The sequence below is a fragment of the Sphaerimonospora cavernae genome (genome assembly GCF_042435035.1).
In the GTDB taxonomy this organism is placed as follows: domain Bacteria; phylum Actinomycetota; class Actinomycetes; order Streptosporangiales; family Streptosporangiaceae; genus Sphaerimonospora; species Sphaerimonospora cavernae.
On sequence record NZ_JBHMQT010000032.1, the window covers coordinates 1 to 13978 of the forward strand.

Below are 13978 nucleotides of genomic sequence, written 5' to 3' on the forward strand. Positions count from 1 at the left end.
ATCGCCACCGCCGAAGGTGATCCGTCGCTCACCAGAACCGGCATGGTCACCGGATCCCCGAGTTTCATCGCGCCCGAGCGGGTGAGCGGCGCCCAGGCGGATCCGGCCTCCGACCTCTGGTCGCTCGGCGCGTCGCTGTACGCGATGGTGACCGGGAGATCGCCCTTCCACCGGGACAGCGGCGGGATGGCGGTGCTCGCGGCACTCATCAGCCGGGAGGAGGCCGATCTCTCACCCGTGCCGCCCGCGCTCCGTCCCGCCGTCGGCGGCCTGCTGGTCAAGGACCCCGCCCGCCGCATCGGCGCCGCGGAGGCGGACCGGCTGCTGGCCATGGCGGAGGCGAGCGACCCGGGCCAGGCCGTACGGCCGTTCCAGGCGGAACGGACGGCATCGGCCGCCGCCGGCGTCGAGTACCGGTCCCCCGCCACCCCGCTCCCGCAGCACCCACCCCTCCCGCGGCATCCGCCGACCCCACGACACCACCCGTACTCGTCGCATCCTCAGACTCCGCCTCCTCAGACTCCGCCTCCTCAGACTCCGCCTCCTCAGACATGGGCTCCGCCGGCACGGCGGAGGACACTCGGGGGCGGCGGCATGTCAGTGCTGATCGGTACGGCCCTGGTCCTCCTCCTGGGCGCGATCGGCGGCACATGGGCGCTGATGCAGGAGGAAGAGATCCCGAAGGGACGGACGCAGCCGACTGCGTCGGCGACCAAGCCGGCCCCGCAGCGCAAGGTGCTGACGCTGCTCCAGTTCCCGATGACGGGCGGCTGGTCGCTGCGGGCGCCCAAGGCGTGGCTCTCCGAATCCGGCGACGACGAGTACCGGTGGTGGAACCAGAAGAAGAGTGCCGTCCTCACGGTTCAGGTCGCCTCCCGGTCCGATCCGCACGAGGTGGGCGACGTGGGCGAGCCGCAGGGAATTCTGGCCAAACTGGAGGCCATTCAGCAGGCGGAACCCGGGAACGGATACCGCCGGGTCCGGTTCGGCAGGACGCGGGTGCCCAAGGGGCAGGCAGCGGAGCTGGAGTACACGGCCGTCGCGGCCAGCCCCGACCCGGAGAGCCCTGAGGTGAAGGGGAGATATCGGAGGGTGGTCCGGGTCGTCACGCTGGAGTCGGCCATATGCATCCTGGACTGGCAGGTGCAGGAGAAGTCGTGGAACGCCTACGAGCCGACAATGCGGGCGGTCTTCGATTCCCTCGTCTCCCCCGCCTAATGGGATGTCCGACCTTTCGAGAGGGCTCAGGGGGCGACGATGAGGGTCTGGGGAGCGATCTGGCGCATCAGGGTGCGTAGCCACAGCAGGTGTGCGGCCGTCTCGGCACCGCAGTGGCGGACCACGTCGAGCAGTTCCTCGTCCCCGACTCCCTCGGCGGCCTGCGCGATCAGCGTCCACGAGATCTCGCACTGGGTGGCCAGCAGATAGAGGTCGTGCAGGTCCCGCAGCAGGCCGAGACTGCCCCGCCGGGCCCCGGAGAACAGCGCGGAATGCATCCGCTCGGGCTCCTCGGACAGATGTGCCGAATACCTCCGGACGAACGGCTCCAGCCGGCGGGCGTTGTTCCCGCACTGCACGGCCAGACGCTCGCACACGCCGGTCAGGTCGGGCTCGTCGGGATGAGCGCGCCGTACGGCGCGCAGGGCGTCCGCCAACTCGTGCTGAGACCGGTGAAGCAAACCGAGGTAATGGGCGAGATGCATGCTCACCGGCCGTCTCCCTCCGGGTAGGTTGACCTGTCTGAGCTTCAGCCGCCGGCCGTCACCTCCCGGATCTCGTCAGGCCCTGATGGTCATGCAGGTCGAGTCAGACCTCCTCCAGCCGTTCGGACACCGGACCGCCCCCCGTCGTAGCCGCCACCCCGGACTGGATGAGGGGATCGAGAGGGGACGCGGCGGAGTAGACGCCGCCGACGTCGACCGCCACGGGTGCGACCGGCGGCGCCGGAGCGAGCAGCGGCTGCCTGGCGACCGCATCCCATCCCGTGACGACCGGCGCCCCGTCCACGGCGCCGTCCGCGCCCCCGTTCAGGACATTCAGGTGAGTGCCGCCGTTCACCCGGCCGTCCAGATGCCCGTCCGGGGACGGCGCGGCTCCGTCCAGGGGCATGGTGGCGGCGTGCTGCGGATGCTCGTACTCCGCGGCCCGCAGGAAGGCCCGGGCCTGCCGCCCGGGCGCCCGGTACGACCCCGAGCCGCGCTCGCCGCCGGGCTGTGCTCTTCGGTACGGCTCCTCGCCCGACTGTGCCCTCCGGTACGGCTCCTCGCCCGACTGTGCCCTCCGGTACGGCTCCTCGCCGTACTCGGCCCCGGTCACCAGGTCATGGCCGTACGTCTGGCAGGCGTCGGGGTCGGTGTTGAATCGTCCCCCGGCGTAGAGGCGCTCGGTGCCGTGTGAGGAGGACGGCGTGCAGGGCCATTGGATCCCGCCGCGGCGCAGCCGTTCGTAGGTGATGCCGGTGTAGTCACACGGGCGGCCCCTCGAGCACGCCTGCCACGCCTCGAAGGCCGACCGCGGATCGTGCCAGCCGATGAGCGGCGCGCCGTCCCGGTCGCGGAAGTCCATCCGGCGCGCGTAGTCGAGAAAGACGTCCAGGTCCGGCCGGGCCTCACCGGGCGGTTCCACGGCCTTGCCGCAGATGTGCACCGTGCGGTCGGCGCCGGTGACGGTGCCGAGCTTCTCGCCCCAGCCGGCGGCCGGGAGCACCACGTCGGCGAGCCGCGCCGTCTCGGTCAGAAACAGGTCCTGTACGACCACGAACAGGTCCTTTCGCCGCAGGATCGGGCCGGCGCCGGGCAGCGAGCGCACGGGATCGGCCCCCGAGATCCACAGCAGCCCGATCGAGCCCTCCTCCGCGTACCGGAAGATCCGCATGGCGTGCGTGGCCGGCCCCCAGCGGGGGAGGTCGACGTTCCACAGGGCAGCGAGTTCGCGCGCATGACGGGGGTTCGCCCAGTTGCGCAGCCCCGGCAGGCCGCCGGCCGCACCCGTCTCCAGCGCGCCACGCGCCGAGGGCGGCCCGCCCGCATGCAGCACACCGGCCCCCGGGCGGCCCAGCATGCCGCGCAGCAGGTGGACGTTGTTGACCTGGCAGGTGGCCGCCGTGGCCTGCCAGGCGAGGTGAAAGCCGCCCGCCACGACGGACACGAGCCGTTCCGCCGCCCCGAGGATCTCGGCGGCCTGCTCGACCAGCGTCACCGGTACGCCGCAGATCTCGGCGGCCCGCTTGGCCGGGTAGGCGTCCACGGCCCGGCACAGCTCGTCGAAGCCCGCCGTGTGGTTCGCCACATAAGCCTCGTCGTACCAGCCGTTGGCGATCAGCTCGTGCAGTAGGGCGTTCATCAGGGCCACGTTGGTGCCGCGCCGTACGGCCAGGTGGACGTCGGCCTCCCGCGCGGCCGGTGTGCCCTCCGGTCCGACGACGATCAACGCCGGGGGGCCGGGGCCGAGGCGGCGGTCGAGCACGCGCTCCCACAACACGGGCTGCACACAACTTGGGTCGCATCCCCACATCGCGATCGCGTCGCAGTGGTCGAGGTCGCCGTACGAGCCGGGCGGCCCGTCGGTGCCGAAGCTCTCCATGAGGGCCGCGGACGCCGCGGCCGTGCTCAGGCGGGTATCGCAGTCCATGTGCGGCGTGCCGATCCCGGCCCTGCCGATGACGGCGAGGGTGTAGTACTCCTCGAGGAACAGCCGGCCACCCGTGTGAAATCCGACGCGGCCCCACCCTCCGGGTCTGGCCAGCAACTCCCGGGACCGGGCGGCCACGCGGTCCATGGCGACGTCCCAGGTCGTCTCGACCAGCCGGCCGTGCTCCCTGACCAGTGGCCTGGTCAGGCGCCCTCCCCCGTCCTGCCCTGCGTGCCGCCGGCCCTGCCGGCCCTGCCGGCCCGGCCACTCCTGGGGGTCGAGCCGGCCGTGGTTGACCCGGTCGGCGGCCTGGCCGCGCACCCCCACCACGCGTCCGCCCCGAACCGCCAACTCGAGCGCGTCACCGCCCGAATGCAACATGGACACCGCGGGCACCCAGGACTCGACATCGTCCTCAGTGATCCCGTCGTCGAGAAGGACGTCGACCCGCACCGGCCAGGGACTGCCGGAACGGATCTCGGTGGGCAGTGCGTCGCGCAGACGTCCTGGGAGGGCCGCGGCCAGCCGTTCCACCGACCCGGGAGGCCCGTACGGCGTGCGCGACCCACTGCGCGACCCACTGCGCAACCCACTGCGCAAACCATTGGGGGCGGCGATCCGGTCCAGCACCTGACACCTCCGCGGTGACGATGTGTGAACGACGCTCCCCGTACCCGGTAGTACGCACCCCTCATCCAAGAATCGGGCGAACTGACCGGTTGCTTTTCGAATGCTTGCCAAACAGCGTTAATTACGGCCCGTGACCCCTTTCAGGGCCAGAGATCTGTAAAGTGCGTTTACTGGGGCCTGTCGACACGGCTGACCGGGATCGAACGGATCCCGTCACTTGGGGTAGGAATGGACGAACGTACGGCCCGGCCGGTCGTGACGGGCGCTCAACCGCGGCTGGTCGGCCGGCGGGACGCGCTCGACACGCTGCACGGCGCACTCGACGCGAGCCTCCGGGAGGGATTCCAGCTCGTCGCGCTGGCCGGTGAGCCGGGCGCGGGCAAGACACGCCTGCTGGGCGAACTGGCGTCGCTGTCCACCGAACGCGGTTTCGTCCAGCTGTGGGGGCGGGCCGCCGAGTTCGAGCAGGTGATGCCGTTCAGCGCGCTCGTGGACGCGCTCGACGACCACCTGGACACGCGGCGCCGGGAGATCGCCGAGACCCTGCGGGCCGCGCACACCGTCCCGCTGGCGCGGGTCTTCCCGGCGCTGGCCGCCACCGGTCCGGTCCCCGACCCACCCGAAGGGGAGCTCGATGACGATGACCGCAGCGGCCTGGGCCGCTACCGGGTCTACCGCGCGCTGCGCCATCTGATCGGCACACTGGCCGGGCCCTCGGGACTCGTGCTGATCCTCGACGACCTGCACTGGGCCGACGACGGCTCGATGGAGTTCCTCGACCACATCGTCAGGCACCCGGTGGACGCACCGGTCCTGATCGCGGCCGCGTACCGCCCGGCCCAGGCCACGCCGCGCCTGACCACGCTCGTCCACGGAGCCGGGCCGCGCGGCCACGAGATCACGGTAGGCCCGCTCGGCCCCGCGGAGGCCGCGGAGTTCCTCGGCCGGTCGGTGGCCCGAGGCCGCGGCCGGGCGCTGTACGAGGCGAGCGGCGGCAACCCGTTCTACCTGGAGGCCCTGGCCCGGATGGGCGGCGCCGACGTGACCACGCTGCCGCCCACCGCGCTGGCCGCGCTCCGGATCGAACTGGGCGGCCTGCCCCCGGCCGCGCTGCTCCTGGCCCAGGCCGCCGCGGTGGCCGCCGACGAGTTCGAACCGGCGATCGCGGCCATCGCCGCCGAGATGCCGCTGCCCGCCGCGCTGACCGCGCTGGACACGCTGGTGGAGCGGGACATCACCCGTGCTGCCGGCTCCGGCAGGTTCCGTTTCCGCCACCCGCTCGTACGGCAGGCCGCCTACGAGTCGGCCGCCCCCGGATGGCGCCTGGGCGCCCATGCGCGGATCGCCGCGTACCTCGCCGGTCTGGGTGCCCCCGCCACCGCGCGAGCCCACCACGTGGAGCAGTCGGGTTCGTTCGGCGACAGGCGATCGGTCGGCGTGCTGGTCGAGGCGGCCCGGACGGTCATCGCGCACGCGCCGGCGACCTCGGCGCACTGGCTGCGGGCGGCGCTACGGCTCATGCCGGACGACCAGGACTCACGCGAGGACCGCCTGGCGCTGCTGCTGGAGCTGAGCTGGGCCCAGGGCGTCAGCGGCAGGCTCGCCGAGGGCCGCGACACCGCCCGCGAGCTGCTGCGGCTGCTCCCGGAGAACGACTACCGGCGCAGGGGACGCGCGGCCCGGGTGTGCGCGCTGATGGAGCGCCAGCTCGACCGTCCGCACGAGGCCCGTGCGCTGCTGCTCGACGAGCTCAGCCGCATGCCGAACCCGCGGGCGGCCGAGGCGGTGCCGCTGCGGATGCGGCTGGTCGCCGAGAGCATGATGCGGGTCGACTTCCGCGCCGCGCAGGCTGTGCTGGATCTGATGCCGGACTCGGCCGACGACTGGGAGCCGGGTCTCGCCGTCGCCGTCGCCGCGCTGCGGCCGATGCCGGCCTTCGCCGCCGGACGGGCCGAAGACGCGCTGCGCAGCGCGGAGACCGCCGACCGGCTGCTCGCGGCGGCCCCCGACGAGCACCTGTCCGAGTGGCTGGACGCCGTCGCGTGGCTGTGCTGGGCGGAGAGCTACCTCGGCCGGTACGGCGACGCCCTGCGCCACTTCGACCGGGCCGCGGCCGTCGCCCGGTCGACCGGGCAGAGCTACATCCTGACGAACCTGCTGGCGGGCCGGGCCAAGACACTGGTGGCGCTCGGCCGGCTGGACGAGGCCACGGCCACCGCCGAGGAGTCCGTCGAGGGTGCGCGGCTGCTCGACTCGGGCCAGCAACTCGTCTTCGCGCTCACCCAGCTCTGCCTGGCGGCCACGTGGAGCGGTGGCGACGAGACCGCGGTGCTCGCCGGCGACGAGGCCGTACGGCGCGGCGTGGGCGGCGGCGAGGTATGGGAGGCCACCGCCCGCTTCGCCCGAGGCCAGGCGCTGATCAACGCGGGACGGCCGGAGGAGGGGGCCGAGGCCGTGCTGGACGCCTGCGACCGGTTCGAGTCGCCGAAGCTCGACCGTGGGACGCTGCTGCAGGCCTGTGAGTCGCTGGCGTGGGCGGCGGCGCTCCGCGGCGAGGACGTTCAGGCGTCGGCCTGGGCGGAGCGTACGGCGCGGCTCGACGACCCCCGGCTGCCGGCTTTCGCCGGGCTCGTCCCGCTCGCCCGCGCCCACGGCCTGCGCCGCGCCCAGCCGGCCGACTCGGCCGCCGCCGCCGAGGAGGCGGCCGGCCTGCTGACGGGATGTGAGCGGCGGCTCGACGCCGGGCGCGCCATGCTCGCGGCCGGCCTCGCCTACCAGGAGGCCGCGCAGCGGAGCCGGGCGCGCGACTGCCTCAGGACCGCCGCCGAGATCCTGGAGTCGTGCGGTGCGCGGAGCCTGACGGCGCGGGCGCACCGTGCGCTGCGCAGGCTCGGCGTCCGGGTGCCCACCGCCGCGCCCTCCGCCGTGCTCGGGCTGTCCCCCCGGGAGCTGGAAGTCGCCAGGCTGGTGGCACAGGGCCTGACCAACCAGCAGGTCGCCCAGCGGCTGTTTCTCAGCGTGCGCACGGTCGAGACGCACCTGTCGCGGATCTTCGCCAAGCTCGAGGTCTCGTCGCGGGTCGGCGTGGCCACCGCGCTGAACGCACCCGGCGAAGGCCGCGCGCGCTAGTTACGGCACTGGTTACGGGTTTTCCACGATGCCGTCGCACGGGCGAGACTGGGATGGTTGCCCCCGTGCCCTGAAGGCAGGGGTATGAGGAGGTGAGGATGGAGCACCGCATCCCGCGGTTCACGCTGGCGGGAGTGGACGACGCCGAGGTTTCGGTGCATCCGTTCGCCACGGAGGACGAACTGGGGCTCACCCTGACCCGGTTCCGCCGGGGCGGGCAGGACGGACGAGACGGTCACGACGACGTCGTGCTGCTCGTCCACGGCCTGACCTCGTCAAGCGACATGTTCATCATGCCGGAGCATGTGAACCTGGTCCGGTTCCTGCACCGCAACGGGTACGGCGACGTGTGGGCGCTGGATCTGCGGATGAGCAACCGGTTCCCGTACAACGTGGAGACCCGCCGCCGGGACACGCTGGACGACGTCGCCTGCTTCGACTTCCCGGCGGCACTGCGTGAACTCCGCCGCCGCACGGGGGCGCGGCGGGTTCATGTCATCGCGCACTGCCTGGGGTCGGTGGCGTTCCACATGAGCCTGTTCGGCGGCGTGATCGACGGGATCGCGAGCGTGGTCGCCAACAGCGTGGGCCTGACGCCCCGGGTGCACCCCTGGGCGCGGCTCAAGCTCATGCTCGGGCCGGCACTGCTGCGGTACGGCATGGGCCTGCCGTACCTGGATCCCCGGTTCCGGGACGCACCCCCGCTGACCGGCCGGTGGCTGCTGGCCAGGGCCGTCTCCCTTGCCCATCCCGAATGCGGCGAGCCGGCCTGCCACATGCAGAGCTTCATGTGGGGCAGCGGCAGGCCCGCAATGTACCGGCACCGCAACCTGCGGCCGCAGACCCATGTCCACGAGCGCCTCGCCGACCTCAACGGCGCCAGCGCGCTGCACTACTACCGGCACATGCGGAAGATGGTCGCCGCGGGGCGGGTGGTGCGGTTCGACCCGGGCGACCCGCGGCACGCGGCGCTGCCGCGCCACTACCTGGCCCGCGCCGCCGAGATCGACACGCCGGTCCTCTATCTGACCGGCGACCGAAACGATGTGTTCACCGACTCCAACGTGGTGTGCCACCGGCTGCTGTCACGGATCAATCCCGGGCGGCACGAGTTGCGGGTCATCCCCGGTTACGGCCACATCGATCCCCTGATCGGCGGGAACGCCCACCTGGACGTGTTCCCGCACATCCTCGACTTCCTCAAGCGGACTTCCTGAAGCGGCTGACGTCGCGGCGAAACTGAAAGCAACGGACATAGATGGAACACGTCGACGCTGTCGTGGTCGGCTCCGGATTCGGCGGAGCGGTGACGGCCTACCGCCTGGCCGAGGCCGGGCTGTCTGTAGTGGTGCTCGAGCGAGGCCGGCCGTACCCGCCCGGCTCGTTCCCGCGCGGACCCGCCCAGTTCGGCCGCGCCTTCTGGGACCCCGACGCCGGCCTGTACGGGATGTTCGACGTGTGGAGCTTCCGCGACTGCGACTCCGTCGTCGGCAGCGGGCTCGGCGGCGGGTCTCTCGTGTACGCCAACGTGCTGCTGCGCAAGGACGAGGAGTGGTTCGTCCACGAGCAGCCGCTGCCGGGCGGCGGCTACGAGTCGTGGCCGGTGACCCGGACCGAGCTCGACCCCCACTACGACGCGGTGGAACGCATGATCGGCGTCTCGCCGTACCCGCTGGCCCATCCCGTCTACGCCGACACGCTGAAGACGCGGGCGATGCGGGACGCGGCGGCCGAGCTGGGGCTCGACTGGCGGCTTCCGCCGCTGGCCGTCAGCTTCGCCCCCTCTCCCGGCGCCGAGCCGGGCCCGGGGTTGCCGATCGCCGATCCCGAGTACGGCAGCGTCCACGGGGTGCCCCGCCGCACCTGCCGTCTGTGCGGGGAATGCGACATCGGCTGCAACGACGGCGCGAAGAACAGCCTGGACCACACCTATCTCGCGGCGGCCCGTCATCACGGGGCCGACCTGCGGACGCTGCACGAGGTGCGCGGCATCCGGCCGCGGGTGAACGGCGGCTACGACGTGGCCTACATCGTGCACATGCCGCCCGCCTCGCCGGACGCCGGGGACCGCCTGCGGCCGCGGTGGACCGGCCCGCACACCATCAGCTGCGACCGCCTCGTCCTCGCCGCCGGAACGTTCGGCACGTCCCAGCTTCTGCTGCGCGACCGCACCGCGTTCCCCGGCCTGAGCCGTACGCTCGGGACGCGCTTTTCCGGCAACGGCGACGTGCTGGCGTTCCTGCTGCGGGCCACCGACCGCAGCAGGACCCGGCCGATCAACGCCGCCCGGGGGCCGGTGATCACGAGTGCGATCCGGCTGGGCGACTCCTACATCGAAGACGGCGGCTACCCGGCGTTCGTCGACTACCTGGTCGAGGGCGCCGACATCCGGGCCGGTCTCGGCCGGGCGGCGCGGTTCGTGCTGGAGCGGGTGCGCGGCCTGCTGACGCACGACACGAACCTGTCGGCCGAGCTCGCCCACCTGATCGGCCGGGGCGAGCTGTCGGGAAGCTCGCTGCCGCTGCTCGGCATGGGGCTGGACGTGCCCGACGGGGTGCTACGGCTGCGCGACGGCCGGCTCGACCTCGTCTGGTCGCCCGAGACGAGCAAGGACTACTTCGACCGGCTGCGCGCGACCATGCGCAGGATCGGCGACGTGCTGGGCGCCGACTACGCCGGCATGCCCTCCCGGTGGCGCGACCGGGTGATCACCGCGCATCCGCTCGGCGGGGCGCCCATGGGCCGCCACCCCGGGGAGGGGGTGTGCGACGCCTACGGCGAGGTGTTCGGCTTCCCCGGGCTGTACGTCGCGGACGGTGCGGCCATGCCGGGACCGGTCGGGGCCAACCCGGCGCTGACCATCGCGGCGCTGGCCGACCGCATGAGCACGAGGATGCTGGAGACGCGCCAGGATACGCCGGGACCTCTCGCCCATGGCAGTCCCGGCACGCGCAGCGCCACGCCGACGGCACTGTGGTTCATCGAGGAGATGCGGGGCCTCCTCGGGGCCGGCCGATGCGAGTTCAGGCTCACCATCACGGTCGACGACGCCGACCGATTCCTCGCCGAGCCGGAGCATCAGGCTCGGGCCGAGGGCTGGATCGACGCCGCCATTTGCGGGGGCCGGCGTCCCATCGCGCGGGGCTGGTTCAACCTCTTCGTCCCGGGAGAGGCACCCGACCACAGGCGCATGCGCTATCGCCTGCACTTCTGGGACGGTTCGAACCAGCCCCGCACTCTGACGGGCTGGAAGGACGTGCGCCACGGCCCGCCGACCCGGCTGTGGCTGGACACTTCCACGCTGTACGTCCGGCTGCTGGCCGGCCACGTCGCGGAGGACGAGGACGGGGACGCCGAGGAGATCGCGTCGGGGACGCTGCGGATCATGCCGGTCGACCTGGCCCGCATGCTGGCCACCTTCCGCACGGAGGGGCCGGACGGCGCGGCGGCGCTCGCCCGCTTCTGCGGGTTCTTCCTCGGCGAGCTGTGGGACGTCTACCGGCCGCGCCAGGGTGCGTAAGATCGCGCGCTAGATCACCCCTCGGCAACAAGCGTCGCGTTGGTTCTACCATTCGACCGGTTTCGCCCTAGAATCCGCCCTTGTGAACGAAGGTCACGAAGAGCCGCCGCGGCTTCCCACGCGGGAGCGGTCCCACCGGCCCGGAGGCGGACGGCACCGGCGGCCGCTGCCCGCGAATCTGCCGCCAGAGGCGCCGACCCTGGTCCTGGCCGTGCCCGGGAAGGTGGGGACCGCGGCCGACGACGTGGACGTGGCGGCCGAGGTCGCCTCCATCGTCCGGGTCGACAATCCCCAGATCGACCTTCGTCTCGTCTCGCTCGCCGACGGGGGCGCAGAACTGGTCAAGGAGATCGGCGTGATCTCCGCCGAGCGCACCGCCGAGGGCCCCGCCGCGGTGGTGGTCCCCCTGGTCACCGGTCCGCACCCCCGGTTGATGCGCGCGGTGCGCGACGCCGCGGCGCAGAGCGAGGCCGACGTCAGGATCACCGAACCGCTGGGGCCCCATCCCGTGCTGGCCGAGGCGCTGCACGTCCGGCTGGCGGAGGCGGGCCTTGCCCGTGCCGACCGGATGCGGCTGTTCAACGTCTCCTCGCCGGTCGACGGGATCATCGTCGTCACGGCCGGGGGTGACGAGGCGGCACGGGGGGCCGACGCCACCGCCGTCCTGCTGGCCTCCCGGCTGACCCTGCCCGTCGTCCCGGCGGCGATCGACGGGGTGCCGTCGGTCCGGGACGCCGCGGAAAGGCTGCGCAAGATCGGCGCCAACCGGCTGGCGCTCGTCCCCTTCGTGATCGGACCGGAGGCCGACCACAGTCGCATCACCTCGGCCGCCGAGGCGACCGAGGCGGGCTGTGCCGCTCCGCTCGGCGCCCACGAGGCGGTCGCCCGGATGGTGTGCGTTCGGTACGGCGCGGCCTTCGGCGGGCTCGACGGCTTCGACGACCTGTCCGATTAGACCATCCGCCTGATCAGACCATCTGGCTGATCAGATCAACGCCCGCCAGACCTCGATGGCGAGGACCGGGCGCATACCGACCGACAGGTAGAGGTCGAGGGCGGGCGTGACGTTGTTCGAATCAACGTGAAGGATCGTCCCTGCCCGGTGCGCCCCGGTCGACGGTGACCCCGGGCAGGGACGCCCACTCCACCCCCTGATGATCGATCCGCATGCGGTGGAAGCCGGTCGCGGGCTCGAACCCGCGCGCGCCGGCCGCGGCCCGCACCATGTCCCACAGGAGGTCCGCGGCCTCCGGATCCCTGGCCTGGACGTCGATGTCCACGTTGTCACTCATGCCCTTGCGCTGGGCGTAGCCCCAGCCCACCATCCGGTCGCCGGCGTGTAAAACCCAGGCGTCATTGGCGAGGTCGATCTCGGCGAGCGTGTCGGCTATGTCCTGGAAAGTCCAGTCCGGCTTGCCGATCACCTCGGCGTCGTGCTCAGCGACCAGTTCGTGGACCGCCATGGCGTCGGCCCGATCGGGCCGTCTGATGTCGAATTCGTTCACGCCATTGTTAGTACGATGCGACACTTGGCGGTGACTTGCGTGTGATTTGCAGGATTCCGAGTGGAGATCCGCGGGTCGGATCAGGGGTTGCGATCAGCGTTGAAGCGGTGTCCGATCAGATGAGCCCCATGGCGAGCATCGCGTCCGCCACCCGCTTGAACCCGTCGATGTTGGCACCGGCGACGTAGTCGCCCGGCATGCCGTACTCGTCGGCGGTCTGCAGACAGCGGCGGTGGATGTCCTTCATGATCTCCTGCAGCTTCCGCTCGGAGAACTCGAACGTCCACCTGTCGCGGCTGGCGTTCTGCTGCATCTCCAGGGCACTGGTGGCGACGCCGCCCGCGTTGGCGGCCTTGCCCGGCCCGAACGACACACCCGCCTGCTGGAAGACCCGGATGCCCTCGGGAGTGGTGGGCATGTTGGCACCCTCGCCAACCGCCATGCAGCCGCCCCGGACCATCGCCTCGGCGTCCTTGCCGGTGATCTCGTTCTCCGTGGCCGACGGCATGGCCACCTCGCACGGCACCTCCCAGACGCTGCGGCCGGCCACGAATGTGGCGTCGGTGCCCCGGCGCTCGGCGTAGGCGCTCAGCCGGCGCCGCTCGACCCCCTTGATCTGCTTGAGCAGGTCGAGGTCGATGCCCTTCTCGTCCACGACGTACCCGGAGGAGTCGGAGCAGGCGACGACGGTGCCGCCGAGCTGCTGCACCTTCTCGATGCAGTAGATCGCGACGTTGCCGGCACCGGAGACCACCACCCGCCTGCCGTCGAACGACGTGCCGCGCGCCTTCAGCATCTCCTCCACGAAGAAAGCGCAGCCGTACCCGGTGGCCTCGGTACGCACCTGCGCGCCGCCGTAGGTGAGTCCCTTACCGGTGATCACGCCGGATTCGTACCGGTTGGTGATGCGCTTGTACTGGCCGAACAGGTAGCCGATCTCGCGTCCGCCGACACCGATGTCTCCCGCGGGCACGTCGGTGTACTCGCCCAGGTGACGGTAGAGCTCGGTCATGAAGCTCTGACAGAAGCGCATGATCTCGCGGTCGGAGCGTCCCTTCGGGTCGAAGTCGGAGCCGCCCTTGCCTCCTCCTATCGGCAGACCGGTCAGACCGTTCTTGAAGATCTGCTCGAATCCCAGGAACTTGACGATGCCCAGGTAGACCGACGGGTGGAAGCGGAGCCCGCCCTTGTACGGCCCGAGCGCGCTGTTGAACTCGACCCGGAAGCCGCGGTTGATGTGCACCTCGCCCTGGTCGTCCTCCCAGGGCACGCGGAAGATGATCTGCCGCTCAGGCTCGCAGATCCTCTCGATGATCTTGTGCTCGGCATACTCGGGGTCCTTTCCGAGGACAGGCCCGATGCTCTCCAGCACTTCCCGGACCGCCTGATGGAACTCGATCTCACCCGGGTTGCGGCGCAGCACGTTGTCGTACACCGACGACAGTCTCTCGTGCAGCATCGACCATCCCTTCTCTTGATGTCGTGATATTGCCCGCTTCACTGTAAGCGCGACCGCGAGCAACGGCCACATCGGGGCAGGCCCGGCATATAGTCCAACCAACGA

General features: G+C 71.8%; 9 protein-coding genes. 5 read left to right on the top strand and 4 right to left on the bottom strand.

Features of this window, described 5'->3' with window-relative positions:
- A partial coding sequence (locus ACFHYQ_RS13440) for a protein kinase domain-containing protein (RefSeq protein ID WP_446746297.1) occupies window positions 1–1218 on the top strand: 1218 nt, incomplete at its 5' end.
- A gap of 26 nt (window positions 1219–1244) precedes the next feature.
- On the opposite strand, the gene ACFHYQ_RS13445 is transcribed toward ACFHYQ_RS13440, so the two are convergent.
- Window positions 1245–1709, bottom strand: coding sequence for a hypothetical protein (locus ACFHYQ_RS13445; protein WP_204016739.1), 465 nt, complete (start codon window positions 1707–1709; stop codon window positions 1245–1247).
- Window positions 1710–1806: 97 nt separating this feature from the next.
- Window positions 1807–4260 carry a molybdopterin-dependent oxidoreductase gene (locus ACFHYQ_RS13450; RefSeq protein ID WP_394301459.1) on the bottom strand — a complete coding sequence of 818 codons (2454 nt, stop codon included), beginning with the start codon at window positions 4258–4260 and terminating at the stop codon, window positions 1807–1809.
- Between the two features lie 228 nt (window positions 4261–4488).
- Between ACFHYQ_RS13450 and ACFHYQ_RS13455 the strand changes: the two genes are divergently transcribed.
- From ACFHYQ_RS13455 to ACFHYQ_RS13470, 4 genes are all read left to right on the top strand, one after another.
- Complete coding sequence (locus tag ACFHYQ_RS13455) at window positions 4489–7389, top strand: ATP-binding protein (RefSeq protein WP_394301460.1); 2901 nt, start codon at window positions 4489–4491, stop codon at window positions 7387–7389.
- A gap of 98 nt (window positions 7390–7487) precedes the next feature.
- Window positions 7488–8606: an alpha/beta fold hydrolase gene (locus tag ACFHYQ_RS13460; RefSeq protein ID WP_394301461.1), complete on the top strand. Its 1119-nt coding sequence runs from the start codon at window positions 7488–7490 to the stop codon at window positions 8604–8606.
- 41 nt (window positions 8607–8647) lie between these two features.
- Window positions 8648–10909, top strand: a complete 2262-nt coding sequence (locus ACFHYQ_RS13465) for an FAD-dependent oxidoreductase (protein ID WP_394301462.1) — start codon at window positions 8648–8650, stop codon at window positions 10907–10909.
- A gap of 82 nt (window positions 10910–10991) precedes the next feature.
- Entirely contained in the window at window positions 10992–11864 is an 873-nt protein-coding gene (locus ACFHYQ_RS13470; protein ID WP_394301463.1) for a sirohydrochlorin chelatase, read from the top strand.
- A gap of 121 nt (window positions 11865–11985) precedes the next feature.
- Here ACFHYQ_RS13470 and ACFHYQ_RS13475 read toward each other — a convergent pair whose 3' ends face one another.
- Together ACFHYQ_RS13475 and gdhA are read right to left on the bottom strand one after the other, a co-directional pair.
- Window positions 11986–12414 (bottom strand): hypothetical protein, encoded by a 429-nt coding sequence (locus ACFHYQ_RS13475; protein WP_394301464.1) that lies wholly within the window; start codon window positions 12412–12414, stop codon window positions 11986–11988.
- A gap of 115 nt (window positions 12415–12529) precedes the next feature.
- A complete protein-coding gene (gdhA, locus tag ACFHYQ_RS13480) occupies window positions 12530–13873 on the bottom strand; it encodes an NADP-specific glutamate dehydrogenase (RefSeq protein ID WP_394301465.1) in 1344 nt (447 codons plus the stop codon).
- Window positions 13874–13978: the final 105 nt, after the last annotated feature.

Coding starts and splice junctions, on each gene's coding strand:
- ACFHYQ_RS13455 (WP_394301460.1), top strand. CDS start 4,489: ATGGACGAACGTACGGCCCGGCCGGTCGTGACGGGCGCTCAACCGCGG.
- ACFHYQ_RS13460 (WP_394301461.1), top strand. CDS start 7,488: ATGGAGCACCGCATCCCGCGGTTCACGCTGGCGGGAGTGGACGACGCC.
- ACFHYQ_RS13465 (WP_394301462.1), top strand. CDS start 8,648: ATGGAACACGTCGACGCTGTCGTGGTCGGCTCCGGATTCGGCGGAGCG.
- gdhA (WP_394301465.1), bottom strand. CDS start 13,873: ATGCTGCACGAGAGACTGTCGTCGGTGTACGACAACGTGCTGCGCCGC.